Genomic DNA, 26,728 nt, shown 5'->3' on the forward strand with positions numbered 1-26,728 from the left:
ACATCTGTCCAACAACGTGCGCGAGTGCGCCTTCATCCTGCGACGCCCGGGCAGCTCATCAACGGCGGGTGTCGCTCGGCCATCACGACGGTTCGGTCGCGCGCACCAGACCGCAGTGAAGACAGGACCACGCCACGAGGAACCGCTCCTCGTCGAGGATCTCGAAACGGAGCGGATCGCCGCACGTGGGGCAGGCCCGGGGATCGGGCGGCGTATCGATCACCTCTCCAGCCTAGGAACGCGCGGGGGCATGAGGGCCGGCGCGCCGGTCGTCCGTCCTCACGCCGGCGACGCCGCCCGAGCGGGCGCGGGAGGGGGCACGACGCGCCCGCGCAGACCCACGGCGATGAGGTGTATGGCAAACCAGATCTCGAAGACGAACACCGGCACCGCGCACAAGCCGGCGACCGTGCCGCCCTGCGGGATCACCCCGAACAGCTGCGCCGCGTTGCTGGCGAGCACCACGGCGCCGCCGAGCATGCCGAGCACGGCAAGGGCGCGGGGGACGACACGCGCGTCGAGGAGCAGCCAGCCCAGGATGATCGTGTTCACGCTGATGACCAGGCCCTGACCGACGAGGAATGCGGCGGTGTGCAGTGCGAGGAGAGTCTCGTCCAGTGGCGCGCGCGGCGCGGTCCACAGCAGCACGAGCATCGGCAACGTGCCGGCGGCGATGACGGCGGCTTCCAGAGCGCGCAGGCCGGCGAAGGCGGCGGACCGAACTCGGCCGACGTCGCACAGCAGCACCCACAGCAGGATGCCGGTACCGAGGCATCCCGCGGCGAGCACCAGTTCGAGGGCCACCCCCAGCGCGAAGCCACCGGCCGCGTAGGCGGCGACCGCGGTGACCGAGGTGACGTGAGTGAGCAGGTAGAGGGCGCCCGCGGTGCGGGCGTAGGTGCGAGGGCTTCTCGTCATGGCGTGCCGATCGTCGGAGGTATACGCCGTATACCGGCGTGACATCACCTTAGGTATACGCTGTATACGTGTCAACTCCCGGTGCGCGAGGACAGCTGGACCGCGCGCGCGTGCTCGATGCCGCCGTCGCTGTGGCAGACGACCTCGGTCTCGAGGGCACGAGCATGCGCCGGCTGGCCGACGCGCTCGGGGTCACCGCCATGGCCCTGTACAAGCACGTCGCGAATAGGGAACAGCTGATCGACGGGATGCTGGATCGCCTTGTGCTGAGCATCGAGGTACCTGCGCGCGGGCTGGGGTGGAAGGACGCGCTGCGCGCTCGCATCCTGTCGGCCCGGGCCGTGATGACGGCGCACCCGTGGGCGCAGGCGGCGATCGAGACGCGGACGCACGCGAGCCCGACGGTTCTGGCTTACATGGACTCCCTGATGGCGATCATGTTCGAGGGAGGGCTGCCGCCCGACCTCGTGCACCATGCGATGCACGCGCTCAGTACTCGGATGTGGGGAATCACGCGCGACGTGCTGCCCACGCCTTCCGTTCCGGACGACCCCGCCGAGCGCGCGCGAGCGATGTCGGAGTTCGCCTCCTCCTACCCGGCCATCGTCCGGATGGCGACCACCGCTCCGCATGCGGGGGAGGCCTGCGACGAGGACGCCGAGTTCGCCTTTGCGCTCGACATCCTGCTCGACGGTTTCGAGCGGTTGCACGTGGCGGGGTGGAGGTCCGGCGGCTGAAGGGGCGTGCTCGCCATCCACACCGAGGGCGATCGCCTTGTGGCGCTCGGTGGTGAGGACATCGGAGTCGGCGGCGAACCCGGCGCACAACCTGCGAGGATTCGTCTATCCCTGCCCAGCCCGGAAGGACGATCGATGACCTCTCTGACCCTTATCTCCCGCATCCGCCGTGTCGGAGGCCTCTCCGTGGCCGCCGGCTCAGTGCTCCTCGCCGGCGGCGCCGGGGCATGGTTCGCCGTGACCAAGCAGTTGCGCGACGAGAAGATCACCGTGCCCGGGAACGCCCCCGTGCTGGCGGGCAGACGCGTGCAGGGTCCGGCGACGGCCTACGCGGAGGCGCTCGTCATCAAGGCCAACGCGGAGCGGGGCGCGGGCGGGCGCACCTTCTCCGACATCAGCAACGCGCTGCGGGACGTGGAAGCGGGGAGCGACGAGGAACGCGAATTGCGGAAGCAGAGCGGTGCGCTGTCGACGGCGGCGTCGCTGCGCACCTCGCTGATGACGTCGGTACTGGCCTACGGGGTGAGTGCCCTCGTCGCGGGCCTCGGCGCCTTCTTCCTGACCGTCGGCGCGCAGCTGCGCCGAGCTGACCGGGGCTGAGAGCCCCGCTCCGGCCGATACCGACATGCCAGGATGGTGCCATGACCGTGCATTTCCTCACCGGTGCCGGGTCGGGTATCGGCGCCGCGCTCGCGACGCGTCTGCAGGCCCGCGGCGACGACCTCATCCTCCTCGCGCGCAGCACGGAACGCGCCGCTGAACTCGAGCAACGGTTCCCCGGGGCGAAGACCGTCGTCGCCGACCTCGCGGCGCCGTCGGACCTGGCGGCGGCGCTCGGCTCCCAGGAGCTCCCCGCCCGGCTGGACTCCGTCATCCATGTCGCCGGCGTGGTCGACCTCGGTCCCGTCGCCGAGATGCCGGTCGCGCTGTGGACGTCACAGCTGAACGTGAACCTCGTCGGACCCGCGGAGCTGACCCGACTGCTCCTCCCGGCGGTGCGGGCCGCGAAGGGGCAGATCCTGTTCGTCAACTCCGGAGCGGGCCTGCGTGCAGCTGCGGACTGGGCCGCATACGCGGCATCCAAGCACGGGCTCAAGGCGCTCGCCGATTCGCTGCGCGCCGAGGAAGCCGCGCACGGTGTGCGGGTGTCGTCCGTCTTCCCCGGCCGCACGGCGACGGCGATGCAAGAGCGGGTTCACGAGCAGGAGGGCGCCTCGTACGATCCCGCCGCCTTCATCGATCCGGAGTCGGTGGTCACCAGCATGCTCACGGTGCTCGACCTGCCCCGCGACGCGCAGATCCCGGAGCTGACGATCCGCGCAGGCGTCTGACGCGCTACCCGTTCCGCGCGTCCACGGGATGATCGCCGTTCCGTCGCGCCTATCGTGGACAGCCGATGCCGTTCACCCTCGCCGCTCCCGCCCACAGCGAACTGCTCATCAAGAAGAGCAGGTTCCTCGGATGCGTCGAGCCTGTCGCCGGCCGTGAGGAGGCCGTCGCGCGGGTCGCGGCGCTGAGGGCGCAGCATCCGGATGCCCGCCACGTCTGCTGGGCGCTGATGGCCGGTGGTCACTCGGCAGCGAACGACGACGGCGAGCCGAGCGGCACCGCCGGCCGCCCGATGCTCGACGTACTCCGGCATCAGGAGCTCGAGGGCGTGCTCGCGACGGTCGTCCGCTACTTCGGTGGGGCGAAACTCGGCGCGGGCGGGCTGGTCCGCGCGTACACGGATGCGGTGGCGCAGGCCCTCCTCGGAGCCGAGCGGGTGCCGCTGATCCGCACACAGACCCTGCGCGTGCGCGTGCCCTATGCGTTCGAGGGGATGCTCCGCCGCGAACTCGACGCGTGCGGCGCGGTGCTGGAGGATGTGCGTCACAGGGCGGACGTCGAGATCACGCTCGAGGTTCCGGTGGACCGCGCCGAGGACCTCGTCGCCCGCATAGACGACGTGTCTCAGGGGCGTGCAGTGTGGATGAGCGCCGCCTGAGCACCGCGCCCGGCCCGATGCAATCGGACCCGAACTGTCGGGTGCATCCGCCGGGCGGCGACGAATCTTGATCGGGAAGGGAGCCACCGTGATCGAGATCCTCAACCGTCTGGTCGACGAGGTGGAGGCGCATCTGAACGATGAGCTCGACCTCGACGCGTTGGCGCGGGAGCTGGGAACGACCGTCTATCACGCGCGGCGGATGTTCGCCTCTCTCGCCGGGATGCCGGTGTCGGAGTACGTGCGCCGGCGACGGATGACCGTCGCCGCGGCCGATGTGATCGGCGCGGAGGATCTCCTGACGATCGCCGTGCGCTACGGATACGGGTCGACGGAGGCGTTCGGTCGCGCGTTCCGCGCGGTGCACGGCGTGAGCCACGGTGACGTCCGCCGTGACGGCGGCCCCCTCTGCAGCCAACCGCAACTCAGGTTCCGCCTGACCGTCGAAGGGAATACCCCCATGGACACCCACATCCTCGAACGCCCCGCTTTCCGGCTCGTCGGCCACGCCGCGCGCGTGACGCTCCAACACCAGGGCGTCAACGCGGCCATCCAAGAGCACATCGCGGCCCTGCCGGCCGCGGAGCACGAGCGGCTCAAGCTGTTGAGCGCGACCGAACCCGCCGGTCTGCTGCAGGTGAGCGCAGAGGTCGACCCGGGCTACGAGGACGGCAGCGAGCTGACCTATCTGCACGGCGTCGCCGTCGAGACGGGGACCCCCGTCCCCGATGACCTCGACGTCATCGACGTGGATGCGGGGGAGTGGGCCGTCTTCCGGACCTCCGGAGAGCATCCCGCGGCGCTGCAGGCGGCGTGGGCCGCAACGGCCACCGAGTGGTTCCCGTCGAACCCGTGGCGGTTGCGACCGGGGCCCTCCATCGTCGCCGTGCTCGATCGGGCGCCCGATTTCCGCACCGCCACGTGCGATCTGTGGCTGCCGGTCGAGCACGCCTGAGGCGCTCGGTCCGGTCCATGGCGGGCTTCAGACGAAGAAGCGGCTCGCGCGCGTCGTGCCGCCCGCGTCCGTCCACTCCACCAGGAGCGCGGCGACGGCCGGACCGGCCACCAGGTCGCGGACGGTGAAGCCGAACTCTGCGCCCGGCTCGACCCTCGCGGGCAATTCGGCGGAGACGGTCAGCGTCTTCCCGCCGGAGGGCACGGAGAGGCGGTCGACCTGGATCGTCTCCCCTCCGAGATTGCGGAGGACGCCTCGCCCGCCCGCGACCGTCAGCTCCAGGCGCGGGTCATGGTCGTGAGCGTCATCGGCGGGACTGCGCGCGGGGCCTGGCGACACGGTGGGTCTCCCGTCGGACGCGAGCGGCGCACCGGCCCGCGGCAGTTCGATCGTCGAGGAGGCCGCGCCGGCCACCTCCCGCAGACCCCCGCGCGTCCGGATATCTCGGACGAACGCGGCCACGGCGACCGCGCTGGCGGCGATCGAGCCCAGGGCGCCGAGGTAGGCGGGAAAGGTCGTGCTCCAGAAGTCCGGCCAGGTCATGAGGGCAGGCTAGTGGTGGCGGCGGCTCGCCCACCATCCGGGAGAATGGATGCATGACAGCCCCAACGCCCTCCCAGACGTTCGAGCCCGACGGCCGCGCCATCCCCTTCGTCGATGAGGGCGAGGGCCCGGCGGTGGTGCTCCTCCCCGGGCGTGGACTGAACATCTCCTACCTCGGCACCCTCGCGCATGTCCTGGTCGAGGAGGGCTTCCGGATGATCCGGATCGGCGTCCGTCGACCGACGGATGCCGACGCCTCCCTCACGCTGCACGACCTGGGGCAGGACGTCATCGACGTGCTGGACCACCTGGGCCTCGCCTCCGCATGGATCGGCGGACACGCCTTCGGGGGCGCCGTCGCGCGCACGGTGGCGCTGGATCACCCCGACCGTACGGAGGGCATCCTGCTGCTCGGCGTCGAGGGCGTCGAGCCGGTAGCCGACGAGGTCGCGCAGGCGCTGCAGGCCGCGTTCTCGGATGCAGCCGACTCGGACGCGCTCGACGCCATGCGAGTGCTGGCCGGAGCCACGGTGGACCCGCAGTGGGCGTGGAACATCTTCTCGCGCGCCCGCGACCTTTTGGCCGAGCCGGTGCAGAGCGCCGCGCTCGCGGCCACTCCGGCAGAGGAGTGGACGGCGCTCGCCCCGAGTCTTCCCGTCCTGATTCTCCAGGGCACGGAGGACCGCGTGAATGTGCCGGGGAACGGCGACCAGCTGCAGGCATCCGCGGCGGACCGGGCGAGCGCCGCGCGCATCGAGGGTGGCGGTTACCTGTTCGTCGTCACGCACCCGGGCGACATCGGCATGCAGATCGAGGACTACCTGGCCTGGGACTGACCCGATCGGCTCGGGTTCGACGCCGGCCCTGACCCCGAGCGTGGGGTGCCGGATTCGCGGGGGTGCCGGACGCGTATGCGCCCGGCACCCCCGCGGGTCAGCGGGACGCCTGCACGATCAGATCGGTGACGACGTCCGGGCGGCTGACCATCACCGCGTGGGAGGCATCGACTTCGCTGACCTCTGCGGTGGTGCGCCCCACCATCATCCGCTGCAGGTCGGGGTTGATCGACTGGTCCTGGAGGGTGATGAGCGCCCACGTCGGCACGGCGGCGAAAGCCTCGCGGACGGTGGGCTCGGAGACGGCCTTGACGTTCGCGGGGCGCTGCGCCACGGCCATCACCGCGGCGGTGGCCTCGTCGACGTCGCCGGCGAACGCCGCGCGGAAGCCCGACGCATCGATGAGCACCTCGTAACCGGCGGGTACCTCCGTGGTCACCAACGGCAGCGGGGGAGTGGACTGGGCGGCGAGCTGACCGACCGTCTCACCGGCGCTCGGGATGAACGCTGCGATGTACACCAGTGCTTTGATGTCGAACGCCGCCGCGTCGACGTTGGTGATCACGGCGCCGCCGTAGGAGTGCCCCACGAGGACGATGGGCCCCTCGACCGACTTCAGGTAGCTCGTCAGGTAGGCCGTGTCGCTGTCCACGCCCTGGAGCGGGTTCGCGATGGCGCGGACGGGGAACCCGGCGGCGGTCAGGCGCTCGATGACGCCGGACCAGCTCGTGGAGTCCGCCCAGGCGCCGTGCACCAGGACGACGGTGGGGTTGGCGGACGGGCTGCCGGTCGTGTCGGTATCGGTCATCGAGGTGAGGTGGGGGGTGAGGGTGCGCATGGTGCGTCCTTTCTGAGACAGAGCGGGACCTTCCCGCGTGGTAGACGAACTAGTAACTCTACCGAACGACACAGTACATTCCGCGTGGGATCCGCGCAACCGACGTGAGAGTCGGCACACGCGCACCCGATGTCGAACGGGGTTTCGGGAATGCCGCCATCGGAGTAAGGATGGAGAGACGACCCGAAGGAACACGACATGACCATGACCCCCACGAAGACCCACCTCTCCACTCGCGCGAAGGCGGGGCTGGCTCTGCTCGGCGTCGTGCAGGTGGCGTTCGCGTTCCTGGCCTTCTGGGACCTCGCGTTCCGAGACGCCGACGATGTGCGTGGGCCCAAGCCGGCGTGGATTCCCGCGATCCTCGTCAACTGGTTCGGCCCGGCCGCCTACTTCGTCTTCGGGATCCGGCACCGCCCCTGAGCGGAGGGGGGCGTTCCGCGCCGGTTTGACCGCACACCGCGCTCGCCCGGCGGCCCCCTCCCGCGTCCTGCCGCCGCCCGTCGGATGACAGGATCGAGGGATGACCGCAACACTCGTCGCCTCGGGGCTGGCCGGCGGATACGGCCACCGCACGCTGTTCGACTCGCTCGACCTGACGGTCGCCCCGGGTGACGTCATCGGCGTCGTCGGGGCGAACGGTGCGGGAAAGTCCACGCTCCTCCGACTGCTGGCAGGCGTCGACGAACCGCAGGCCGGCACGGTGACGCTTGCTCCGTCGGACGCCTTCGTGGGTTGGCTTCCGCAGGAGCACGAGCGCATCGTGGGCGAGACCGTCGCGGACTACATCGCACGGCGTACGGGATGCGCGGAGGCGACGACCGACATGGATGCTGCCGCCGCGGCCCTCGCCGATCCGTCGCTGTCACCTGCGGGCGCGGACCCCGCCGACGCGTACTCGGCAGCTCTCGACCGGTGGCTGGCCAGCGGCGCGGCGGACCTCGATGAGCGCCTGCCGGTGGTGCTCGCCGAGCTGGGTCTCGACCTGGGCGGCAGACCGGAGCAGGCCCTGATGACGTCCCTCTCGGGCGGGCAGGCCGCCCGGGTGGGGCTGGCCGCGCTCCTGCTCTCCCGATTCGACATCGCGCTGCTGGATGAGCCCACCAACGACCTCGACCTCGACGGGCTCGAGCGGCTGGAAGCCTTCGTGCGGGGCCTCCGCGGCGGCGTGGTCCTCGTCAGCCATGACCGCGAGTTCCTCGCCCGGTGCGTGACCCGCGTGCTGGAACTGGACCTGGCGCAGGGCGCCAACCGGGTCTTCGGCGGCGGCTACGACGCCTACCTGGAGGAGCGGGCGACCGTGCGGCGTCACGCGCGGGAGAAATACGACGAGTTCGCCGACAAGAAGGCCGATCTCGTCGCCCGGGCGCGCACCCAGCGGGAGTGGTCGAGCCAGGGCGTGCGCAACGCGATGAAGAAAGCGCCGGACAACGACAAGAACAGGCGTAAGGCGTCGATGGAGTCGAGCGAGAAGCAGGCTCAGAAGGTGCGCCAGATGGAGAGCCGGATCGCCCGGCTCGACGAAGTGGATGAGCCGCGCAAGGAGTGGCAGCTCGAGTTCACCATCGGCGCTGCCCCGCGCTCCAGCTCGGTGGTCTCGACGCTCAGTGGCGCGGTCATCCGGCAGGGCAACTTCACGCTCGGTCCAGTATCGACGCAGGTCAACGCCGGTGAACGCATCGGCATCACCGGACCCAACGGCGCCGGCAAGTCGACGCTCCTTCGCACACTGCTCGGCAGACAGACCCCGGACGAAGGAACCGCGAGCCTGGGTGCCAGCGTGCGCATCGGCGAGATCGACCAGGCGCGCTCCCAGCTGGCCGGACCCCAGGCGCTCGCCGTGGCGTTCGAAGACCTCGTCCCCGACCTGAATTCCGGGGAGGTTCGCACGTTGCTCGCCAAGTTCGGCCTCAAGGCAGACCATGTCAATCGGGCCGTCGATGAGCTGTCGCCCGGAGAGCGCACGCGTGCCGGGCTGGCACTCCTGCAGGCGCGCGGCGTCAACCTCCTGGTCCTGGACGAGCCGACGAACCACCTCGATCTCGCGGCCATCGAGCAGCTCGAGCAAGCGCTCGAAGCGTTCGAAGGCACCCTTCTCCTGGTCACGCACGACCGGCGGATGCTCGCGAACGTGCGGACCGACCGGCACTGGCGGGTCGGGGACGGTCAGGTCACCGAGCTGTAGGGCACGGGATGCGGCGGCCCGCCGGCCGCGCTCAGACGGGTCTATCCGACGGCGGGGAAGCGACGAGCCGGCCCCGCAGGAACGGGAGCACCGGCGCCCGGTAGCGCAGGGACGGCGCGTCGTGCGGTTCGAGTTCGATCCTCGCCTGACCGAAGCGCCACAGGCGGTTGAACAGGAACACGGTGAGCTCGACGGTCTTGTCCGTCGGGACCTGCCACGTGCCCAGGCCCCACTGCACAGGCTGGCCGCGCCCACTGATCACCACCGTCGGCTTCACGCCGGCGTAAAGCGCGAACCAGGGCTTGGTCAACGTCAGCTCGATGCGGCGGGTCGCCGTGTCATCGGTGCTCACTCGGACGTCGAGGTGGCGGCTGCGGGCACGAGCATGGGGCTCCTTCGGGTGGGCGGATGCATCCGTCGGAGCATCCCGCCCGCCCAGGTTATGCCACGCGGGTTCCGCCCTCGGAAGCCTCGGCGACGGGCGACCCGCGCCGCCGTGGCGGCCCTGTCACCGAGTCGGGTCCGGGTGCACAATGTGGGGCATGAGCCAGGCTCCGCCGCCCGAGCGCACGTCGACCGAACCGGATGCCGTGCTCAACCGCCGCGCGCAGATCATCGCGACGGAGCACTGGGGACTTCTGGCGGCGCGCAGCACGGCTCAGAGTGAGGTGCTCACCCGCATCACGATCTTCCTGACCCTTGTCTCTGCCGGGCTCGTGGTCATCGGCCTGCTCGCGCAGGCGCCCGCGTTCGCCGATGCGTTCGCCATCGCGATGCTCGCCATCCTCGGATTCCTCTGCCTGATCGGGTTCATGACCGTCGTGCGGGTGATGAACGTCGCGGAAGAGGACATGATGTACGTCGTCGCCATGAACCGTCTCCGCGGCGCGTACGTGGAGCTGGACCCGAAGGTGGCGGACTACTTCCTCGGTGCGACTGCCGACGATCAGGAAGGGATGAAGCAGACCTACTCCTTCCTGCGACCTCGGAGCGTCAGCGTGCTGATCGGCAGTTCGTCGATGCTCCTTTTCGTCGTCGACGGCTTTGTTTTCGGACTGTTCGCGGGAGCCGCGGTCACGGTCGGCGGAGGATCGGCGGCCGCCGCGATCACCGCGGGCATCGTCACCGGGCTGGCCCTGGTCGGCGCACTGGTGTGGTACTCGGGAATCGGGTACGTGACCGCGTGGCGGACGTACATCCCGCGCCGGCCCACGGCGGGGCGGCGGTCCTATTGGCGCAGTGCTGAGCCAGATCGGAGCCACGGGCGGGGGCGCTGAGCCGTCCTTTTGTCGCCCCGTGGTCGAAACCGACCGTCAGATGGACGCGTCGGTTTCGATGTCTTCCGCGAGGTCGTCGATCGCCTCCGGGCGGAGGCTGACGCCGGCCTGGTCGAGCCGGTCCTCCAGCACGTGGGTCACGTCGTCCTCCACGTGCCCATGTCGGATGTCGTCTCGTACCTCCTCGGCGATCTGCTCGACCACCTCGGTTTCGTCCACCTCTGCCGGCTCGGGGGAATTCACATCGGATGTCATGACTCGATGCTCGCCCATGGGGCGTTCGCGGCGGTCCCCCCTTGACGCCGCAGGCGGCGTGGCGGAGGGTGCCTCGAAGAGCGCGGGTCAGCGGCCCTGACGTTTCTTGTACGGCTTGGGCTCACCCTTCACGACGGGGGCGCGACCTTTGCCTTTCGAGGCCTTGGCCTTTCCGCCCGCAGGAACGACCGGCTTCTCGGCCGGCGGGGGCGCCGCCGCGATCCGTTCCTTCGCTTCATCGAGCAAGAGGGTTCCGGCTTTCGTCAGGCGCGTGCCGGCGTTGTCGCGGGTGAAGAGGGGATGCCCGATCTCGGCTTCGAGTTTCTCGATGGACGAGTAGAGAGCAGCGAGCGGGATGCCGAGGGCCTCCGCCGCGCGCGGAAAGTGCAGCTCGTCGGCCACGGCGACGAACCGTTTGAGCTGGGCGAGTTTCACGGGGGCCTTTCGTTGTCTTGATGCAGAGTGCCGCGGGGCGAGCAGCCGCCCGGGGGATCGGTCCGGGACCCTGGTGTGACGCGGGCAACGGGGGCTGCCTGATGTCGTACGCATCGAGCGTAACCGGACGCGTCCACGCGACCGGACGTCGCCGACCGATCGGCCATCAGTGAGGAGTGCCCTGAGTCCGCCGCGGCCGGGGTACCGCATCCGGACACGGACTTACGCTCCGTCGGGATCGGTTGCACCGTGATCCCATGGAGACGATCGAGTGATGGGACCGGCTCGAGCCGGACGCGAAGCGGTGGCTGGTGGGGCACAACGGTGAAGCCGTGCCCGCGGACGTCCTCCAGAAGATCGTGTCAGCCGGGGGTGTCCTCTCTTCAGATGCCTGGTGGATCGGCGAAGAGGGGCCCGATGGCTTCTTCCTGTCGGATGAGGCCACCGATTGGATCGAGGCCACCGCCAACGGGGAATCCCTCCCGGGCCCGGAGAAGACGACCGCCACCTGATAGGGACCGGACCCCTCTCGGAACCCGCGCGGGTCTACTGATCCTCGCGCGAGGTCACGGAGGACTTTCCTACTCGGACGACTGCTCGCTCGTCTCGGCGCGCTTCTCGCCCCGCTTGCGCCCGTAGCGGGCCACCAGGAAGAGCACCGACCCTACCGCCACGTATCCGGCGGTGGCGAGCCACACCACGCCCGTCTGCTGGGTCAGCAGCACGATGCTGGCGACGATGGCCAGGATCGGCACGATTTTCGGCACGCTGAAGTGGGAGTGCTCGACCTTGTCCTTCTTCAGTACCAGCACGCTCACGTTGGCGGAGAGGAAGACCAGCAGCAGCAAGAGCACCGTCGTCTCGGCGAGGGTCGCGACATCCCCGATCGCGCTCAGACCGATGGTCGCTCCGGCCACCACGAGGATCGACACCCACGGGGTGCGGCGCTTGGGCAGCACACGTGCGAACGCGTGCGGGAGCAGGTTCGCCTCGGCGAGCCCGTAGCCGACACGGCTGGCCATGACCATGAAGAGCAGGGCGCCGTTGGCGATGGCGACCAGGGCGATCAGCCCGAACAGCCACGGCGGGATACCGAGGCCGCTGGCGTTGACGACGTCCAGGAGCGGCCCGGTGGACTCCGCGAGGTCGGCCGGCGGCAGGACGATGACCGCGCCCACGGCGATGCACAGGTAGACGACGGCGGCGGTGATGATCGCGCCGAAGAGCGCGCGCGGGTACGCCTTCGAGGGGTTCTTCACCTCTTCGGCCATGTTCGCTGCGGCCTCGAAGCCGAGGAAGGAGAAGAACGCGACGATGGATGCGGCGAACGCGCCCGCCAGTGGGTGAACGTCGGGAGCGAACTCGAAGATGCGCTCGGGCTGGCCGTTGCCGCTGCTGAAGACGATGGCGGCGACCACGATGACGATCACAAGGCCGGTCACCTCGATGACCGAAGCGACGAGATTGGCGGCCAGGGATTCGCGGACGCCGCGCAGGTTGATCAGCGTCAGCAGGATGATGAACACCATGGCGGCGGGAACCTGCGGCACATCGATGAGGGCCCCGAGGTAGTCACCGGCGAAGGCATTCGCCAGGGCCGCGGCGGTGGTGATCCCCGAGGCCATCATGAGGAACCCCACGAGGAACGACAGGTACGGGATGTTGAAGGCCCGGTCGGCGTAACGGGCGGCGCCGCCCGCGTGCGGGTACTTCGTGATGAGTTCCGCGTACGTTCCGGCCGTGAGCAGGGCAACGACCAGGGCGATGAGCAGCGGCAACCAGATGACTCCGCCCACGTCGGACGCCATCGTGCCGACGAGGGTGTAGATGCCGGCCCCGAGCGTGTCGCCGACGATGAACGCGAAGAGCAGCGGTGTGCCGATTGCGCGCTTCAGGCCGTGCTTGGCCTCGGGCGCGGTGTCTGTGGTGTCCTTGGTCACCGCACCACTTCAGTGTGTCGCGTGCCGCGAGCGCAACCCCTGCCGTGGCCGACCCTCTGGCCTTATCCTGTCCGACCGTCTCCCACCCCACGCGCGTGCGTGTAGCCTCAGGCCTACAGGGTCATCGCGACTCTCGAAGGAGCGAGACCTCATGGGTGAGAAGTCCACGCGTAAAGAAGGCGGCAAGACCGCACCGGCGAAGACGCTGAAGGAAAAGCGCGTCGCCAAGGCCGACAAGAGGGCGGCCAACAGCCGCGCTGCGGACAACGACGCGATCACGAACATCAAGAAGCGCTGAGTCGGTCGCGCCGGGCCGCGCGGAGAGTCACCGGGCGACGGGTCGAGGCAGGCTACGCCGCTTCGCTTCTGGAGACAACGGGGTTCGGGCGGATGTGCACCCCACGTACGTTCTGGACATGAGCGCACACGATCCCGACCGCCGCGATCCTGATCAGCCGGCCTACGGCGGCACCGCCCCGGAGACCGGTTCAGCGGACCGAGGCACGCTGCACCACGAGGTCTTGGAGCGCGAGAAGGACAGGTTCGGCGGCTTCAAGTTCGGGTCGGCGTTCTTCGGCTGGCTCACCGCCACCGGCACGGCCGTGATCCTGACGGCTCTGGTCGCCGCCATCGGCGCGGCCGTCGGCCTGAGCTCCGAGGCGGCGATGGAAGACGCGGCCGACGCCGTCACGGAGAACACCGGTGCCGTGACGGTGGTGAGCGCGATCGTCCTCGGCCTCGTGCTGCTGATCGCGTACTTCGCCGGCGGTTACGTCGCCGGGCGCATGGCGCGGTTCGATGGGGTCAAACAGGGGCTCGCCGTCTGGATCTGGGCCATCGTGATCGCCGTCATCGTCGCCGTCATCACCGCGATCGCCGGAAGCCAGTGGGACATCCTCGGCAACCTCGACAGCTTCCCCCGCATCCCGGTGACCCCCGAGGCGGCGACGACGACCGGCATCCTCACCGCCGTCGGGGCAGCGATCGTCACCCTGGTCGGCGCCATCCTCGGCGGAATGGCGGGCATGCGCTACCACCGCAAGGTCGACCGGGTCGGCCTGGGTCGCTAGCTAGCTCGCCGACCGACCGGCGTGACCGGCGGCGGCCGCACTACTGTGACGGTATGGCCGCCCCGACTCCCTATCTGCTCTTCGACGGCAATGCCGCGGACGCGCTGCGCTTCTATCAGTCCACATTCGGGGGCGAGCTCACCCGGAACACCTTCGCGGAGTTCGGTCGGACGGACGGGCCGGGCGACGCGATCGCGCACGGGGTCCTCGCCGGGCCGGTCGACCTGTCCGGCGCGGATGCGGCCGGCGATGAGCGCCCCCTGGCCGTCCAGGGGCTGATGCTGTCGCTGCTGGGCGCCGCTCCTCCTGACGTGCTCCATCGATGGTTCGACGCTCTCGGGGCGGGGGGACGGGTGATCGACCCGCTCCAGCGGCGTTCGTGGGGAGCGACGGACGGCAGCGTCTGCGACCGCTTCGGCGTCACCTGGCTGATCGGCTACGAGGACTGACCGGAAACTCGCACCGGTCGTCTTTACGAAGCCGGATCGCGATCAGGCGGATGCGATCTGGGCGCGCTGCTCCACCAGTGGGCAGCTGAACACGTCGCGCTCGCCGAGCCCGACGCGGTTGATGTAGCGGACGACGATCGCGTACGAAGCGAACAGCCCCGTCTGGGTGTACGGCACCCCGCGTTCGCGGCAGTACGCGGCGATGATGGGGGCGGCCTTGCGCAGGTGCGGGCGGGGCATGGAGGGGAACAGGTGGTGCTCGATCTGGTAGTTCAGCCCTCCGAGGAAGACGTCGAGGATGCGGTTACCGCGCACGTTGCGGCTCATCATCACCTGCCGGCGCAGGAAGTCGAAGGTCACATCGCGCGGCACCACCGGCATCCCCTTGTGGTTCGGCGCAAAAGCGATGCCCATGTAGACGCCGAAGAGCCCAAGCTGTACGGCCAGGAAGACGAAGGCGATCCAGGGGGAGAGGACCAGGAAGACGAGGATCGTGAAGCCGACGACGCGGACGGTCAGGAAGGTGATCTCGATCCACCGGCGGTCCAGGCGCTCGCGGGTGGCGACGCGCCGCACGCCCGATGCGTGGAGGGAGACGCCTTCCAGCAGCAGGATGGGGAAGAAGAACAACCCCTGATGCGCCCGCAACCATCCGACCACGCGGTTACGGGGTGCATTCGAGGCCTCGGCGGTCACCACGATGACGGGCAGCTCGATGTCGGGATCCGCTCCCAGCTTGTTGGGGTTCGCGTGGTGGCGGGTGTGCTTGTGCTGCCACCATCCGTAGCTCATCCCGACCAGGAGGTCGCCGAGGATGAGACAGATCCAGTCGTTCCACTTGCCGGAGACGAAGATCTGTCGGTGCGCCGCATCGTGGCCGAGAAAGGCGATCTGCGTGAACACCACGGCCAGAGCGGCGGCCGTGAACAGTTGCCACCAGGTGTCGCCGATCATGACGAACGCGACAAGGGTCGCCACCAGCACGAGGGGCAGGGCGATGAGCTTCGCCCAGTAGTAGCCGTAACGGCGGCGCATCAACCCGCTCTCACGGATCATCTGGGCCAGCGGAGTGAAGTCGCTCGGGCCCCGGGCGGGTCGATCTGCCCGCGGCACGGTCGAGCGGAAGGTGGGGGTCACGACGCGGACGCTACGCTCCCGGGTCAGGCGGCTCGCGGGGTCGCGGCCCCGCGAGCACTGTGCTACGTGAGATCCGCGCGGTGCTACACGAGGTGCATCAGCGCCGATCCGAAGATGAGGACGGCTGCGGCCAGAATGGCCAGGCCCGCGACCGCGACAACGGCGATCACTACGACGTTACCGGCGATCGCGAGGAGTCCGGCGGCGGCGGGGGACAGGGCGCGGCGGGTGACCGGGACCGGGATGGATGCAGTGGCCATGCGCACGACGCTACGCAGGCCCGGAGGGCGAGTCGTCGGCCAGAAGTCTCGTCCGCATCCGACTGCAGGAGGACATCGCGGCGCGAACGCGGCCGTAGAGTGTACGCTTCACGGAATCCGGAGGTCCAGGGATAGAATTGGATTAGCAGGCGGAATTCAGGGTTGTTAGCCTGATCCGCGGCTCACTCGGAGCGCCGCGCACCCCCGCCTGGCGTTCACCCGACATTGGAGAGAAACATGCTCTGGACTATCCTCGGCCTCATCGTCATCGGCTTGATCGCCGGCTTCATCGCTCGCGCTGTCATCCCCGGCAAGCAGAGCATGGGGATTGTCATGACGATCGTGCTCGGAATCATCGGCTCTTTCGTCGGTGGATTCCTGGGCTTCCTCATCTTCGGCAGCGACCCGGCCGCGGGCTTCCTGCAGGCCTCGGGCATCATCGGCTCGATCCTCGGCGCGATCATCGTGCTCGGCATCTACGTCGCGGTCAGCCGTCGTCGGGGCGCCAGCACCCGCTGACAGACCGACACGACCACCCGGAGCCCGATCGTCATCAGACGGTCGGGCTCCGGCGTGTCCGGGGGAGCGGCCACGTCCGCTCCCGGCATGGGAAAATTCGTCGGTGGCCGATCTCGAGATGGCGCGCATCCCCGGCGGACGCGTGCACCTGCACGACGCGCGGCGGCGCACCCGACGCACCGCCGATCTGGAGCCTTTCGAGATCGGGGTTTTTCCCGTCACGCAGGAGCAACTGGCTGAGGTGATCGGCGAGCCGGCGCCGCATCCGCGCCGCCCGGCGGTGGAAGTGAGCTGGCTTCGCGCCATCCGCTTCTGCAATGCCGCTTCCGAGTGGGAGGGCCTCGACCCGGCGTACTCGTTCGACGGCGAGCAGGTCGCGTGGCACGTGGACGCCGACGGATACCGCTTGCCCACCGAGGCGGAGTGGGAGTTCGCCTGCCGCGCCGGCTCCACCACCGCACAGTACGGCCCGCTCGCCGAGGTCGCCTGGACGGCTGCGGACGGCACGACGACTCCCCAGGATGTGGGGCTGAAGCTGCCCAACCTGAACGGCCTCTTCGACATGCTCGGGAACGTGTGGGAGTGGTGCTGGGATTTCCTCGACCCTGCCCGCTATGACGACTACCGCGTGTTCCGCGGCGGGGGATACGCCGACGATGCCTGGAGCGTCCGGGCCGGAACACGACGCGGGGGACCGCCGCGCGCCACGCACGACGACCTCGGTTTCCGGGTGGCCCGGGGCGGCTTCGACACGGTGGATGAAGCGCAGGGATGGTCTGCGCGAGCCGATCGCGAGCGCGCCGAGGCCGACGGTCCGCTCCCGCCCGGCTGGACCCCGCAGCGCTGAAGCCGGCGTCGGCGACCGTTCAGTGCGCGGCGAGCGCGGCGAGGGTGTCGCCATCCACCCGCTGGGTGGTCCACTCCTGCTGAGGGGTCGCGCCCAGCGCGCGGTAGAACGCCACCGCCGGGGCATTCCAATCCAGCACGGTCCACTCCAGGCGCGAGTAGCCGCGCTCGACGCAGACGGCGGCGAGGGAGCTGAGCAGCGCCTTGCCGTACCCGCGGCCCCGCTGGTCGCTGTCGACGTAGAGGTCCTCCAGCCAGATCCCGTGCCGGCCGGTCCAGGTGGAGTAGGTGAGGAACCACACCGCAATACCCACGATGTCGCCGCTGCGTTCGACGACGTGCGCGAAGACGCGGGGGTCAGACCCGAAGAGCGCGTCGCGCAACGCCCCGACCGTGTTCTGCACCGCATCGGGCTCACGCTCGTACACCGCCAGCGCGACGATGCACGCGAGGATCCCCGCCTCGTCGCCCGGGGCTGCCGGACGCAGGACCGCTCCGTCGTTCAGGCGTCGGGGGTTCATGTCGTCAGCCTATCGAGCACCGGCACGCTGCCCGCGCCGGCCCGGGATGACGCAGCGCCGCTCGGGAATGCGAACGATCCGCGCCCCCTGCTGGCGGGGCGGCGGGCGGACTCCCTACGATCGGAGCATCGCCGCGGGGAGGGAGGAAGACGTGCCTGAGTCCCCTGAGGTCGATGCGCTCACCGGGTTCCTCCGAGGCGAGCTCATCGGGGCATCGATCGGTGACACCGACGTCGCGGAGTTCCGCGCGCTGAAGACCCCCGCACGGCCGCTCGATGCACTGACCGGCCACACGGTCGAGGACGTGCGGCGATTCGGCAAGCATGTCGCGGTGTACACGGACGGCCCCGACCTGGTCATCAGTTTCGGTCGAGCGGGCTGGGCCACATGGCGCGCGAAAGGCGACCAGGAACCGCCCGCCGAGGACGCGCCACCCGTGATCGTCACGATCGCCTTCCCGGGCCGGGGCGTCCTGGCGCTGACGGATGCCGGTGACTGGCTCTCGCTCGGCGTGTCCATCGTGGATGATCCCGCCGTCCTGCCGGCAATCGCCAAACTCGGCCCCGACCCCACGGACGACGGGTGGTCCCCCGGCGACCTCGACCGGGCACTGGGGAAGCGGCGAAAACAGCTCAAGGCGCTGCTGCAGGAGCAGGAGTCGCTGGCCGGGATCGGCAACGCCTATTCCGACGAGATTCTCCATGTCGCCCGGCTTTCGCCCGTCGTCCATGCCGCGGACCTGACTCCCGAAGAACGCAGCCGCCTGTACGCGGCCATCCGATCGGTTCTCGGTGAGGCGTTCGCCTCTCGACGCGGAGTGCCGCTCGATCGGCAGAAGGCCGAGAAGGTCGCGGCGATGCGCGTGCATGGGCGCACCGGCGAAACCTGTCCGGTCTGCGGGGGGACGGTCGTGGATCTTCCCGGGAGCAAGGGCGGGGCCCAGTACTGCCCCACCTGCCAGACCGGGGGTGTGGTGCTGCCGGGCTGACGGAGATCAGCCGGCGAGCGCGCGGTGGACCGATGCCACCGCGCTCGAGCCCTCCCCGACCGCCGCCGCCACACGCTTCATGGATCCGCGCCGCACGTCACCCGCGGCGAACACTCCCGGAATCGAGGTCTCGAAGGGGAGGGGCTCGCGACCGAGGCGCTGCCACAGCCCGTCGAGCCGGTCGGGGGGAATGTCCGTGCCGGTGCGGAGGAAGCCGTCGGTGTCACGGTCGAGGTCCGAGAGCCAGCCGGTCGCGGGGTCGGCGCCGATGAAGCAGAACAGGCCACGCGCATCCACATCGCCGACCGCGTCGATCCGCACCCGCTGGAGCGAGCCGTCGCCCTCCAGCGCGGTCACGTTGGCGCCCGTGAGCACCTCGACAGACGAATCTTCATGGAGCCGGTCGATCAGATAGGCCGACATGCGGCTCCCCAGGTCGTTGCCGCGGACCACCAGACGCACGGGCGATCCGTGCGAAGAGAGGTACAGCGCCGCCTGCCCGGCCGAGTTGGCTCCACCGACGACGACCACGGGCGAGTCGACGACGTGGCGCAGCTCGAACTGCGTCGCGGCGTAGTAGATGCCGGCGCCCTCGAAATCTGCCCACCGGTCCAGCGGCAGCCGTCGGTACGAGGCGCCGGAGGTCACAATGGCGGTCCGGGTGTGGATGATGCGGCCGTCGGAGAGGGTGACCTCCAGGCCGCTGTCCGTCGAGCGCAGCTGCGCGGCCTCGCACGGGGCGTAGACCCGCACCCCGAACTTCAACGCCTGGAGCGAAGCCTGCCCGATGAGGTCTCCGCCGCTCACCCCGAAGGGGAACCCGAGGAAGTTCTCGATGCGCGATGTCGCCGCGGCCTGGCCGCCGGGCGCCACCGCATCCAGCAGAACCGTGCTCAGCCCTTCGGACGCCCCGTAGATCGCCGCGGCGAGACCGGCGGGGCCGCCGCCGATGACGACCAGGTCGACGACCTCGTCGGCGTCGCCCTGGTAACTGAGCCCCAGCCGCTCGGCGACGATACCCGGTGTGGCGCGCAGAATCGGCTCGCCCTGGATGAAGGCGATCGGGAGGTCCTCCGGTGCCACGTCGTGGTGTTCCAAGACGTACGGGTCATCGGGCTGCACCTCGTGGGAGCTGTGCACCAGATCCAAGCGCTCGGCGAACCGGCGCAGGGACTGGAAGTCCTTGGACGAGGCAGGCCCGACCAATTTCAGAGTGAGCGCGGCCGGTCCCTTGCGCAGCGACTCCCGGCGCAGCCACAGCGTCCGGAGGAGCAGATCGCACAGCTCGTCGTCTTCGCTCATGATCTTGCGGAGGGAGGCGCGCGTCACGCGGTGGATGCGTCCGGGGCGGGTCACTCGCGCCGAGAGGAATGCGCCCTGTCCGTTGAGCAGCCCCAGCTCGCCGGCGAAGGTACGCGGGGTCATCGTCGTGATGACCGTCTCCTCGAGCCACCACAGCGAGTCGCGGACCACCTGCACTTCGGCGGTGTCGACGAGGATGAGGTCGTACTCGCGGTCCCCGGAGCGGAAGAGGTAGTCGCCCACCTCGACATCTTCGGCCGTGCTGAAGGGCAGAATCCGTTCCCACTGGTCATCGGTCAGCGGTGTCGAGATCGCCCGTTGCTGCGCCTGTTCGAAGGCTTCTGTGGTTCCCACGGGCAAAAGGGTATGCCCTGATGCGCCTACCAGGGGCGGGAATGGGTCAGGGAGTCTGGCCCGAGTGTTCGCCCTCGGCGATCTCCTCGACGAGCTTGTCGTTGAAGGCGGGGAGGTCGTCGGGCGTGCGGCTGGAGACGAGACCCGCGTCCACGACGACTTCCTCGTCCACCCAGGTCGCTCCGGCGTTGCGAAGATCCGTCTGGAGACTCGGGTAACTGGTGAGCGTGCGATCGCGCACGAGGTCGGCCTCTGTGAGGATCCACGCGCCGTGGCAGATGACGCCGACCGGCTTGTGCTGCGCGAAGAAGTCGCGCGCGAATGCGACCGAGGCGGAATCCATCCGGAGGTGGTCGGCGTTCACGACGCCGCCCGGGAGGACGAGCGCGTCGAACTCTCCCGCATCCGCGCCCTCGGCGGGAAGGTCGACAGCCTGCTCGTGCCCGTTCTTGCCGCTGACGCTTCCCTCCGCGGGGGAGACGAGGACCGCCGCGGCGCCGGCGGTGGTCACGGCCTCCCACGGGCTCGTCAGCTCGCTGTCTTCGAACCCGTCGGTCAGCAGGAAGGCGACGCGCTTGCCGTTCAGATCGGTCATGATGCACTCCTTACATGTCGGTGCTCCCACGCTAGAAAGCACCGAGGGAGCACGCCCGGGGGTTGCGAGGGCTCCCAGACCGCGCTACCTCGGGGAGGATCAGTGGGCGGCGATGTCCCCGGCCTGTGCCCGGACCTCGTCCGGCGTGTCCGCGGGCTTTCGAATGAGGAACGCGCCGACGATGGTCGGCAGCGACAGCAAGGCCGCGACGAGGTAGGCCGTCTGGGTGCCATGAGCGTTCACGGTCGCGCCGGCGCCGGTCGCCGCGCTCGCCGAAGACATGATCGTGATGAGCAGGGCGATGCCGGCGGCGCCGGCCACCTGCTGCACCGTGCCCACGATCGCCGAGCCGTAGGAGTAGAACCTCGGCTCCAGCGACGCCAGCGATGCCGTGAACAGCGGCGTGAAGGACAGCGCCAAACCGAGGGACAGAACCGTCTGCACCGCGACGATGAACCAGATGGGGGTGGTGGCATCCACGGTCGTGTAGACCCACAGCATCCCGCTCGTGAGGAACGCGCCCGGGATCAGCAGCACGCGTGTGCCCCAGCGGTCGTAGACGCGGCCGATGAAGGGCCCGGCGAAGCCCATCGCCAGCGACCCCGGCAGAACGATGAGGCCGGTGTCGAGGGGCGACACGCCGCGGACGTCCTGGAGGTACAGGGGGAGCAAGGTGATGGCGCCGAAGAAGGCCATCGCCATGATGCCGAGCTGAGCGACCGACAGGGAGAAGTTCGCAGATCGGAAGACGCGGAGATCGAGCAGGGCCGAGTCCGAGCGCTGCTTCACCAGTTGCCGCCACACGAACAGGGCAAGACCGGCCACTCCCACGGTGAGGGAGACCACGAAGGTCATCGTCGACATGGCGTCCGCCGCGGCGGCATCCGGCCCCGTGTGGCCGCCTCCGCCGATCTGGCTGAGGCCGAACACGACGCCGCCGAAACCCAACGCCGAGAGGATGACGGAGAGGACGTCGATGGGCGCGTCCTTGCGGGTCTCGCCGAGGTTGGTGATCCACCGGGCGCCGACGAACAGGGCGACCAGGGCGATCGGAAGGACGATCCCGAAGGTCCAGTGCCAGCCGAGCGAGTCGAGGATGAGCCCCGACATCGTCGGACCGATCGCGGGGGCGAGCGCCATGACGATGCTGACGCGCCCCATCATCCGACCGCGCTGGTGCGGCGGGACGATGGTCATGAGCGTGGTCATGAGGAGCGGCATCATGATCGCCGTGCCGGATGCCTGGATCACGCGGGCGATGACCAGCACCGTGAACCCGGGGGACAGGAATGCCACGAGCGTCCCGAGCGAGAAGAGCGTCATCGCGGCGATGAACACCTGCCGAGTCGTGAACTTCTGCAGCAGGAAACCGGTGATCGGGATGACCACCGCCATGGTGAGCATGAACGCGGTCGTGAGCCACTGCGCGGCAACCGCGGTGATGTCGAGGTCGACGATGAGGCGCGGGATCGCGACGCCCATCGTGGTCTCGTTGAGGATGGCGACGAACGCGGCGATGAGCAGGAGCCAGATGACGCGGCTCTGCTGCGGGGTGATCTCCGTCGCGGATGCGGGACGACGGATGCTGTCGGTTTGGGCGGCGGCCACGGGTGCTCCTCGATGCTCGGGGGATGCCAGGTCGCCACTTCGGCCAGTGGCAAGCTGAGACCGCAACGGTCGGGTCCGGCGGCGTATTCCCGATTCGGGTGAAATACGCGACCGCACCTGCGCAAGCCCCGCTTCTACCCTAGTCCGCGGCATCCCTGTGCCGACGTAGGCTGGCCCGCATGAGCATGGGCGGCCGGGGCATGGGCGGCGGAGGGCCGTTCCGTGGCGTCGACGCCGAAGCCCAGCGCCGCCAGAACGCGCAGGCGCCGCGCGTGCGCAATCTCGGGCACCGCGTCATCGAACTGTTCCGTCCCTACCGAGGACGGATCCTGGTCACCGCGGTGCTCGTGGTCGTCGCGGCGGCGGTGGCGGTCATCCCGCCCCTCCTGGTCCAGCGGATCTTCGATGACGCACTGTTCCCCCTCCGCGGCGGGTCACCTGACCTTCCGCTGCTTCTGCGGCTGGTGCTCATCATGATCGGGCTGTTCCTGCTGTCCGCCGTCCTCGGCGTGGTGCAGACCTGGTTGACCTCCACGGTGGGCAATCAGGTCACCGGCGATCTTCGGGTGCGGCTGTTCGACCACCTGCAGGCGATGGAGCTGGGCTTTTTCACGCGTACGAAGACCGGGGTCATCCAGTCCCGTCTGCAGAACGACGTGGGCGGGGTCGCGGGCGTCCTGACGAACACCGTCACCAGCATCCTCGGCAACGCCGTGACGGTCGTCGCGTCGCTCGTCGCGATGATCCTCATCGACTGGCGGCTGACGATCATCGCCGTGGTGATCATGCCGGTGCTGATCCTCGTGCAGCGGCGCGTCGGGCAGGTTCGCGCGCGCATCGCCGGAGAGACGCAGGAGTCGCTGAGCGAGCTCACCTCGATCACCCAGGAGACGCTGAGCGTCTCGGGCATCCTCCTGTCGAAGTCGTTCAACCGCCAGCGCACCGAGTCGGAGCGGTTCGCGGCGGAGAACGTCAACCAGGTGCGTCTCCAGGTGCGCCGTGCGATGAGCGGGCAGGGCTTCTTCGCCGTCGTGCAGGTGATCATGTCGAGCGTTCCGGCTCTCATCTACCTCGTCGCGGGCTATCTCGTCACCGGCGGGTTCGACACCATCACGGCCGGCACGATCGTCGCCTTCACCACGGTGCAGGCGCGATTGCTGATGCCGCTCATGGGCCTGATGCGCGTCGCGCTGGACCTGCAGACCTCCGCGGCGCTGTTCGCGCGCATCTTCGAGTACGTCGACCTCGTTCCGGCGATCCAGCAGGCGCCCGACGCCATCCCGGTGGCGGAGGCTCCCGGGCCGCTCGGGCGGATCGAGTTCCGCGACGTGGTCTTCCGGTATCCGGATGCGTCGGCGCAGAGCCGCGCCACGCTCGACGGTGTGTCGTTCGTCGCCGAGCCCGGCTCCCACGTCGCGTTCGTGGGGCCGTCGGGCGCGGGGAAGACGACGATCCTCTACCTCACACCGCGCATGTACGAGGCATCGGAGGGAGCAGTCCTGTTCGCCGGTGCCGACGTGCGGCAGCTGCAGCAGGCATCCATCATCGACGAGATCGGGATCGTCTCGCAGGAGACGTACCTCTTCCACGCGACCATCCGGGAGAACCTCCGCTACGCCAAGCCGGATGCGACGGACGGCGAGCTCGAGCAGGCGTGCCGAGCGGCGAACATCCACCACGTGATCGCCGGCTTCGAGCGCGGCTACGACACCATCGTGGGGGAGCGCGGCTACCGCCTGTCCGGTGGGGAGAAGCAGCGCATCGCCATCGCGCGGGTGCTCCTGAAAGACCCTCCCGTGCTGCTGCTGGACGAGGCGACGAGCGCGCTGGACACCGTGTCGGAGCGGATCGTCCAGGAGGCGCTGGATGCGGCGGCCCGCGGACGCACGACGCTCTCGATCGCGCACCGGCTGTCGACGGTCATCGGTGCCGACGTCATCCACGTCGTGGACGCGGGACGCATCGTCGAATCCGGCACACACGCCGAGCTGCTGGCCCGCGAGGGTCTCTACGCGAGCCTGGCCGCCGAGCAACTCGCTGCCACCCGCATCCTCACCGAGGAAGCCGCCGCCGAGTCCTGAGCGGCCGACGGCGGGCTACCACAGCAGGGCGGCGGACACCGGGGGCGTGACGGCCGGCACGGCGGAGAGGCCGTAGATGTCGCGGACGAAGGCGCCGAGCGCCCTCCGGTACGCATCATCGGGGTGGGTGCGGGCGATCTCGACCAGCGGAGGAACGTCCATCGCCAGGATGAGACGCACCCGGGACTGCACGGCCGCGTGCAGCCCGGCATCCTCGAGCACCTCGATTCCGCCGCGCATCGCCTCCAGGTACTCCTGGAGCACGGGAAGGGTGCCACGGCCCTGCGTGATCGAGGTGCCGTCGGCGCGCTCGCGCCACTCCACGACGACATCGGGCACCACGTCGAAGGCCCGCGCTCGGGCGTACATGCGCTGCGCGACCACCTGGTCTTCGTACAGGCGGCCCTCGGGGAATCGCAGGCCCGCGCGGTGCCAGAACTCGGTGCGGCTCACCTTCGACCACGCGACGACGTTGCCGGAGGCATCCGGGTGCTCCGCGAGGGTCGTGGCCGTCCGCGCCGGATGCGTTGCCGCAGCCACCCAGGGCTGCACGGTGCCCGCCGAGTACGCGCCCACCCCGTCGGGCCGGAGGCGCACGTAGGCGCCGACCGCGAAGTCGCTGCCGGAGGCGTCCAGCGCATCGATCAGCCGGGCGAGCGCGCCGGGGCGGAGCCGGTCGTCGGCGTCGAGGAAACCCAGCAGGGGCGTGTCGACCAGGTCCAGCCCCGTGTTGCGCGCGGCGGCGAGCCCGCGGCGACTCTCGTGTCGCACGAGGCGGAACCGGGTGTCGTCGGCGGCGGCTGCGGCGAACAGCTCGCCCGTCGCATCCGTCGAGGCGTCATCGATGAGGAGGGCGGTCCAATCGGACCGGGTCTGGGCGCGGAGCGAGTCGAGCGCGTCCTGCGCGTACTCCTCGACATCGTGCCCGGGCACGATGACGGTGACGGCGCTCACGCGCCCGATCGTACCGCCGCGACCGAGGCCGCCAGCACATCGGCGACCGGGAGCAGCGACTCCGACAGCGATCGCGGGAACGTGAAGCGCACGGCGGTCCGCGCCGTGTCGACATCGACGCCGAGCGCGACGAGCACGTGGGATGCCTCGTCGCTGCCGGCGGCGCACGCCGATCCGCTGGAGGACACCACGCCGCGGCGCTCCAATTCGAGCAGGATCGCCTCGCCGCTGGTTCCGGGGAAGGCATAACTCGCCGTGCCGGGGAGCCGTGAGAGCGGATCGCCGGTGAGGCGCGCCTCGGGAAGGAGGACCGCCACCCGCGCGACGAACTCATCCCGCAGCGCCGCCACCCGGGTGGCGGCCTCGTCCCGCTCCGCTTCGGCGAGCTCCAGTGCCCGGGCGAACCCCACGGCTCCCGCGACGTCCTCGGTGCCCGAGCGTCGCCCGCGCTCCTGCCCGCCGCCGTGCAGCAGCGGCTCGAGCGGGATCCGTCCGCGCACCGCGAGCACGCCCGTACCCTTCGGCGCACCGATCTTGTGCCCGGCGATCGAGAGGGCGTCGGCGCCGAGGCCGCGAAGGGGCAGCCACCCCGCGGCCTGCACGGCGTCGAGGTGCAGGGGCACCCGTGCGGATGCCGCGATCGCGGCGAGGCCCGCGGCATCCTGCACCGTTCCGACCTCGTTGTTGGCGTATCCGACGCTGAGAAGCGCGGTGTCGTCGCGGAGCATCCCGCGCAGTGCCGCCAGGTCGACGCGTCCTCCGTGGTCGACGGGGGCGAGGTCGACGGCGAATCCGTGGACGCGGCGGAGGTAGTCCGCGGAAGCCAGGATCGACTCGTGCTCGATCGCGGTGGTGATCACGCGCCTCGCTCCGCGATACAGGTGCGCCGCGATCGCGATGCCCTTCACCGCGAGGTTGTTCGCCTCGGTGCCGCCCGAGGTGAAGACGATGTCGCCGCGCCGCATCCCCAGGGCGGCGGCGACGCGCGTGCGGGCGTCGGCGAGGGCGGATGCGGCGGTCTCCCCGACGGTGTGCACGCTGGAGGGGTTGCCGAACTCGCGCGTGAGGTAGGGCATCATCGCCTGGAGCACCTCCGGACGCACCGGCGTCGTGGCGGCCGAGTCGAGGTACAGCATGC

The 26,728-nt window shown here is 69.8% G+C and carries 33 protein-coding genes; 17 read left to right on the forward strand and 16 right to left on the reverse strand.

The genetic code is table 11. From position 1 onward, the window contains the following. Positions 1–82: 82 nt before the first annotated feature. Entirely contained in the window at positions 83–223 is a 141-nt protein-coding gene (locus tag AC4FS1_RS01635) for a hypothetical protein (protein ID WP_491152079.1), read from the reverse strand. Between the two features lie 56 nt (positions 224–279). Then, a complete protein-coding gene (locus AC4FS1_RS01640) occupies positions 280–918 on the reverse strand; it encodes a DUF4386 domain-containing protein (protein ID WP_491152081.1) in 639 nt (212 codons plus the stop codon). Positions 919–986: 68 nt separating this feature from the next. Between AC4FS1_RS01640 and AC4FS1_RS01645 the strand changes: the two genes are divergently transcribed. From AC4FS1_RS01645 to AC4FS1_RS01665, 5 genes are all read left to right on the forward strand, one after another. Beyond that, a complete protein-coding gene (locus AC4FS1_RS01645) occupies positions 987–1,655 on the forward strand; it encodes a TetR/AcrR family transcriptional regulator C-terminal domain-containing protein (protein WP_491152082.1) in 669 nt (222 codons plus the stop codon). Between the two features lie 135 nt (positions 1,656–1,790). Next, on the forward strand, positions 1,791–2,255 hold the full coding sequence (locus AC4FS1_RS01650; protein WP_491152084.1) for an aromatic ring-opening dioxygenase LigA: 465 nt from the start codon (positions 1,791–1,793) through the stop codon (positions 2,253–2,255). A gap of 41 nt (positions 2,256–2,296) precedes the next feature. Then, complete coding sequence (locus AC4FS1_RS01655; RefSeq protein ID WP_491152086.1) at positions 2,297–2,986, forward strand: SDR family oxidoreductase; 690 nt, start codon at positions 2,297–2,299, stop codon at positions 2,984–2,986. A 65-nt stretch (positions 2,987–3,051) separates the two neighbouring features. Then, positions 3,052–3,642: an IMPACT family protein gene (locus tag AC4FS1_RS01660; RefSeq protein ID WP_491152087.1), complete on the forward strand. Its 591-nt coding sequence runs from the start codon at positions 3,052–3,054 to the stop codon at positions 3,640–3,642. Between the two features lie 88 nt (positions 3,643–3,730). Beyond that, positions 3,731–4,597, forward strand: a complete 867-nt coding sequence (locus tag AC4FS1_RS01665; RefSeq protein ID WP_491152090.1) for an AraC family transcriptional regulator — start codon at positions 3,731–3,733, stop codon at positions 4,595–4,597. A gap of 27 nt (positions 4,598–4,624) precedes the next feature. Here AC4FS1_RS01665 and AC4FS1_RS01670 read toward each other — a convergent pair whose 3' ends face one another. Beyond that, positions 4,625–5,140, reverse strand: a complete 516-nt coding sequence (locus AC4FS1_RS01670) for a hypothetical protein (protein ID WP_491152092.1) — start codon at positions 5,138–5,140, stop codon at positions 4,625–4,627. Positions 5,141–5,193: 53 nt separating this feature from the next. Here AC4FS1_RS01670 and AC4FS1_RS01675 point away from each other — a divergent pair, with 53 nt between their 5' ends. After that, positions 5,194–5,976, forward strand: a complete 783-nt coding sequence (locus AC4FS1_RS01675; protein ID WP_491152093.1) for an alpha/beta fold hydrolase — start codon at positions 5,194–5,196, stop codon at positions 5,974–5,976. A gap of 97 nt (positions 5,977–6,073) precedes the next feature. Here AC4FS1_RS01675 and AC4FS1_RS01680 read toward each other — a convergent pair whose 3' ends face one another. Next, on the reverse strand, positions 6,074–6,814 hold the full coding sequence (locus tag AC4FS1_RS01680) for an alpha/beta hydrolase (RefSeq protein ID WP_491152094.1): 741 nt from the start codon (positions 6,812–6,814) through the stop codon (positions 6,074–6,076). Between the two features lie 198 nt (positions 6,815–7,012). On the opposite strand from AC4FS1_RS01680, the gene AC4FS1_RS01685 reads away from it, so the two are divergent. Together AC4FS1_RS01685 and AC4FS1_RS01690 are read left to right on the forward strand one after the other, a co-directional pair. Then, positions 7,013–7,237 (forward strand): PLD nuclease N-terminal domain-containing protein, encoded by a 225-nt coding sequence (locus AC4FS1_RS01685; RefSeq protein ID WP_491152096.1) that lies wholly within the window; start codon positions 7,013–7,015, stop codon positions 7,235–7,237. 100 nt (positions 7,238–7,337) lie between these two features. After that, the gene (locus AC4FS1_RS01690) at positions 7,338–8,999 is read left to right on the forward strand and encodes an ABC-F family ATP-binding cassette domain-containing protein (RefSeq protein ID WP_491152098.1); all 1,662 of its coding nucleotides are present in this window, start codon (positions 7,338–7,340) and stop codon (positions 8,997–8,999) included. A gap of 31 nt (positions 9,000–9,030) precedes the next feature. Here AC4FS1_RS01690 and AC4FS1_RS01695 read toward each other — a convergent pair whose 3' ends face one another. Further along, positions 9,031–9,351, reverse strand: coding sequence for a hypothetical protein (locus AC4FS1_RS01695; protein ID WP_491152100.1), 321 nt, complete (start codon positions 9,349–9,351; stop codon positions 9,031–9,033). A gap of 190 nt (positions 9,352–9,541) precedes the next feature. On the opposite strand from AC4FS1_RS01695, the gene AC4FS1_RS01700 reads away from it, so the two are divergent. Next, positions 9,542–10,276, forward strand: a complete 735-nt coding sequence (locus AC4FS1_RS01700) for a hypothetical protein (protein ID WP_491152102.1) — start codon at positions 9,542–9,544, stop codon at positions 10,274–10,276. Positions 10,277–10,312: 36 nt separating this feature from the next. Here AC4FS1_RS01700 and AC4FS1_RS01705 read toward each other — a convergent pair whose 3' ends face one another. Together AC4FS1_RS01705 and AC4FS1_RS01710 are read right to left on the reverse strand one after the other, a co-directional pair. Continuing rightward, on the reverse strand, positions 10,313–10,531 hold the full coding sequence (locus AC4FS1_RS01705) for a hypothetical protein (protein WP_491152103.1): 219 nt from the start codon (positions 10,529–10,531) through the stop codon (positions 10,313–10,315). A gap of 87 nt (positions 10,532–10,618) precedes the next feature. After that, positions 10,619–10,966 carry a LysR family transcriptional regulator gene (locus AC4FS1_RS01710; protein ID WP_491152104.1) on the reverse strand — a complete coding sequence of 116 codons (348 nt, stop codon included), beginning with the start codon at positions 10,964–10,966 and terminating at the stop codon, positions 10,619–10,621. Positions 10,967–11,298: 332 nt separating this feature from the next. Between AC4FS1_RS01710 and AC4FS1_RS01715 the strand changes: the two genes are divergently transcribed. Further along, positions 11,299–11,478 carry a hypothetical protein gene (locus AC4FS1_RS01715; RefSeq protein ID WP_491152105.1) on the forward strand — a complete coding sequence of 60 codons (180 nt, stop codon included), beginning with the start codon at positions 11,299–11,301 and terminating at the stop codon, positions 11,476–11,478. Positions 11,479–11,547: 69 nt separating this feature from the next. On the opposite strand, the gene AC4FS1_RS01720 is transcribed toward AC4FS1_RS01715, so the two are convergent. After that, the gene (locus AC4FS1_RS01720) at positions 11,548–12,906 is read right to left on the reverse strand and encodes an APC family permease (RefSeq protein ID WP_491152106.1); all 1,359 of its coding nucleotides are present in this window, start codon (positions 12,904–12,906) and stop codon (positions 11,548–11,550) included. Between the two features lie 151 nt (positions 12,907–13,057). On the opposite strand from AC4FS1_RS01720, the gene AC4FS1_RS01725 reads away from it, so the two are divergent. The 3 genes from AC4FS1_RS01725 to AC4FS1_RS01735 all read left to right on the forward strand — a co-directional run bounded on the left by AC4FS1_RS01725 (position 13,058) and on the right by AC4FS1_RS01735 (position 14,425). Continuing rightward, a complete protein-coding gene (locus AC4FS1_RS01725) occupies positions 13,058–13,204 on the forward strand; it encodes a hypothetical protein (protein ID WP_491152107.1) in 147 nt (48 codons plus the stop codon). Between the two features lie 118 nt (positions 13,205–13,322). Further along, positions 13,323–13,976 (forward strand): hypothetical protein, encoded by a 654-nt coding sequence (locus AC4FS1_RS01730; protein ID WP_491152109.1) that lies wholly within the window; start codon positions 13,323–13,325, stop codon positions 13,974–13,976. A gap of 53 nt (positions 13,977–14,029) precedes the next feature. Beyond that, positions 14,030–14,425 carry a VOC family protein gene (locus AC4FS1_RS01735; protein ID WP_491152110.1) on the forward strand — a complete coding sequence of 132 codons (396 nt, stop codon included), beginning with the start codon at positions 14,030–14,032 and terminating at the stop codon, positions 14,423–14,425. A gap of 42 nt (positions 14,426–14,467) precedes the next feature. Here the strand turns inward: AC4FS1_RS01735 and AC4FS1_RS01740 are convergent, their stop codons facing one another. Together AC4FS1_RS01740 and AC4FS1_RS01745 are read right to left on the reverse strand one after the other, a co-directional pair. Next, positions 14,468–15,562 (reverse strand): fatty acid desaturase family protein, encoded by a 1,095-nt coding sequence (locus AC4FS1_RS01740; protein ID WP_491152111.1) that lies wholly within the window; start codon positions 15,560–15,562, stop codon positions 14,468–14,470. An 83-nt stretch (positions 15,563–15,645) separates the two neighbouring features. Further along, positions 15,646–15,822 carry a hypothetical protein gene (locus tag AC4FS1_RS01745; protein ID WP_491152113.1) on the reverse strand — a complete coding sequence of 59 codons (177 nt, stop codon included), beginning with the start codon at positions 15,820–15,822 and terminating at the stop codon, positions 15,646–15,648. Between the two features lie 237 nt (positions 15,823–16,059). Here AC4FS1_RS01745 and AC4FS1_RS01750 point away from each other — a divergent pair, with 237 nt between their 5' ends. Continuing rightward, a complete protein-coding gene (locus AC4FS1_RS01750; protein ID WP_491152114.1) occupies positions 16,060–16,341 on the forward strand; it encodes a GlsB/YeaQ/YmgE family stress response membrane protein in 282 nt (93 codons plus the stop codon). A 103-nt stretch (positions 16,342–16,444) separates the two neighbouring features. Beyond that, positions 16,445–17,188, forward strand: a complete 744-nt coding sequence (locus AC4FS1_RS01755; RefSeq protein ID WP_491152115.1) for a formylglycine-generating enzyme family protein — start codon at positions 16,445–16,447, stop codon at positions 17,186–17,188. 19 nt (positions 17,189–17,207) lie between these two features. Here AC4FS1_RS01755 and AC4FS1_RS01760 read toward each other — a convergent pair whose 3' ends face one another. Beyond that, positions 17,208–17,708, reverse strand: a complete 501-nt coding sequence (locus AC4FS1_RS01760) for a GNAT family N-acetyltransferase (RefSeq protein WP_491152117.1) — start codon at positions 17,706–17,708, stop codon at positions 17,208–17,210. A gap of 151 nt (positions 17,709–17,859) precedes the next feature. Here AC4FS1_RS01760 and AC4FS1_RS01765 point away from each other — a divergent pair, with 151 nt between their 5' ends. Then, complete coding sequence (locus AC4FS1_RS01765; RefSeq protein WP_491152119.1) at positions 17,860–18,696, forward strand: DNA-formamidopyrimidine glycosylase family protein; 837 nt, start codon at positions 17,860–17,862, stop codon at positions 18,694–18,696. A gap of 6 nt (positions 18,697–18,702) precedes the next feature. On the opposite strand, the gene AC4FS1_RS01770 is transcribed toward AC4FS1_RS01765, so the two are convergent. From AC4FS1_RS01770 to AC4FS1_RS01780, 3 genes are all read right to left on the reverse strand, one after another. Further along, complete coding sequence (locus tag AC4FS1_RS01770) at positions 18,703–20,352, reverse strand: FAD-dependent oxidoreductase (RefSeq protein WP_491152120.1); 1,650 nt, start codon at positions 20,350–20,352, stop codon at positions 18,703–18,705. 46 nt (positions 20,353–20,398) lie between these two features. Continuing rightward, positions 20,399–20,947 (reverse strand): type 1 glutamine amidotransferase domain-containing protein, encoded by a 549-nt coding sequence (locus AC4FS1_RS01775; protein WP_491152122.1) that lies wholly within the window; start codon positions 20,945–20,947, stop codon positions 20,399–20,401. Positions 20,948–21,046: 99 nt separating this feature from the next. Beyond that, positions 21,047–22,555 (reverse strand): DHA2 family efflux MFS transporter permease subunit, encoded by a 1,509-nt coding sequence (locus AC4FS1_RS01780; RefSeq protein WP_491152123.1) that lies wholly within the window; start codon positions 22,553–22,555, stop codon positions 21,047–21,049. Between the two features lie 185 nt (positions 22,556–22,740). Between AC4FS1_RS01780 and AC4FS1_RS01785 the strand changes: the two genes are divergently transcribed. Next, positions 22,741–24,636, forward strand: coding sequence for an ABC transporter ATP-binding protein (locus AC4FS1_RS01785; protein ID WP_491155624.1), 1,896 nt, complete (start codon positions 22,741–22,743; stop codon positions 24,634–24,636). 15 nt (positions 24,637–24,651) lie between these two features. Here AC4FS1_RS01785 and AC4FS1_RS01790 read toward each other — a convergent pair whose 3' ends face one another. Beyond that, positions 24,652–25,590 (reverse strand): glycosyltransferase family 2 protein, encoded by a 939-nt coding sequence (locus AC4FS1_RS01790; protein ID WP_491152125.1) that lies wholly within the window; start codon positions 25,588–25,590, stop codon positions 24,652–24,654. Then, complete coding sequence (locus tag AC4FS1_RS01795) at positions 25,587–26,726, reverse strand: cysteine desulfurase family protein (RefSeq protein WP_491155626.1); 1,140 nt, start codon at positions 26,724–26,726, stop codon at positions 25,587–25,589. Before AC4FS1_RS01795 ends, AC4FS1_RS01790 begins: the two co-directional genes overlap by 4 nt. Positions 26,727–26,728 lie beyond the last annotated feature (2 nt).

The organism is Microbacterium sp. Z12_35 (assembly GCF_058310475.1).